Source organism: Corynebacterium sp. MSK297 (assembly GCF_030232885.1).
Lineage (GTDB): Bacteria > Actinomycetota > Actinomycetes > Mycobacteriales > Mycobacteriaceae > Corynebacterium.
Genome location: NZ_JASPGD010000034.1, coordinates 1 through 534, shown reverse-complemented (window position 1 = coordinate 534; position 534 = coordinate 1). Strand labels below are relative to the sequence as shown.

At 51.5% G+C, this 534-nt stretch carries 1 protein-coding gene; it reads left to right on the top strand.

Annotation, left to right across the window (positions count from 1 at the left end; translation table 11 throughout):
* Positions 1-69 precede the first annotated feature (69 nt).
* A partial coding sequence (locus QP888_RS11005; protein WP_284813594.1) for a transposase occupies positions 70-534 on the top strand: 465 nt, incomplete at its 3' end.

The following is a 534-nucleotide window of genomic DNA, read 5'->3' as shown; positions in this document are numbered from 1 at the left end:
AATGATGCCGACGGCCACCGTAGTACCTTTCGATTCCATAACCACACTTCCTCGAAAGGGATAACCACGATGGCCGCTAGCCCTTATTCTATAGACCCGACCAACTATTTAGACGAATTACTCGCCCAAGCCTCTCCTGATCTGATGCGCGAGATGCTTCAAGGATTCATCAACCAAATCCTGTCCACCCAAGCCGACCAAATCTGCGGCGCCGACTACGCCACCACGTCTGAGTCTCGAACTAATGTCCGCAACGGCTACCGCCACCGCGATCTTGATACTCGTGTTGGCACCATTGATGTCGCTGTACCCAAACTACGTACCGGGTCATTTTTCCCGGACTGGTTATTGCAACGACGAACCCGGGCAGAACGAGCACTAACAACCGTAATAGCCACCTGCTATTTAAAGGGCGTATCCACACGCAGGATGAACGATCTCGTTGCCAGTTTGGGAATCAATAATCTCTCAAAGTCGCAGGTATCTGACATGGCTAAAGACCTTGACGAGATAGTCGAAGACTTCCGCACCCGA